1 protein-coding gene is annotated in these 534 nt (G+C 69.3%); it reads left to right on the top strand.

The window, feature by feature from the left end; translation table 11 throughout:
- Positions 1-34: 34 nt before the first annotated feature.
- Positions 35-534, top strand: a 500-nt coding sequence (locus IF64_RS0124945; protein WP_157575548.1) for a DUF222 domain-containing protein, incomplete at its 3' end; no start/stop codon positions are given.

Below are 534 nucleotides of genomic sequence, written 5' to 3'. Positions count from 1 at the left end.
GGTCGAGCTGTATGGGGCCCGGCGGATCTTGGCCGTGACCTCGCCGCTGTCTGACGAGCATGCCCGGCAGGTGGATGCGTTGTTGAGCGACAAGCTCGCTTCCGCTCCGGTGACGTCGTGGCAGCCTCGGAATTTGGCTCAGCACGCGGCGCGACTGGTCGAGAAGGTCGACCCAGGCGGGCAGGCCGAGCGGGCTCGCATGGCCCGGGCTGGGCGGCGCGTGGAGCTTGATCACGGGCCGAACGCGCAATCCCGTCTTACCGCCGAGTTGCCGTCGGAGGTCGCGGCTGCCTGTTATGCGCGGGTTGATGCGATGGCACGCCGCCTGCGGCGTGATGGCGAGTTGCGCACGTTGGACCAGTTGCGGGCCGACATCACCGCCGACCTCCTCCTCGGCAACGACCCCGGTGTTCGGGTCCCCGAAGCCGCCGCCACGGTCTACCTGCACATGCCGATCGACGCCGCGTTGTCGATGTCCGACAGCGGCTGTGAGTTGGACGGCTACGGTCCCATCCCGGCTGCGGTGGCGCGGGA

It is taken from the genome of Prauserella rugosa (genome assembly GCF_000719975.1).
In the GTDB taxonomy this organism is placed as follows: Bacteria; Actinomycetota; Actinomycetes; order Mycobacteriales; family Pseudonocardiaceae; genus Prauserella; species Prauserella rugosa.
This window is presented reverse-complemented; position numbering and strand designations above follow the sequence as displayed.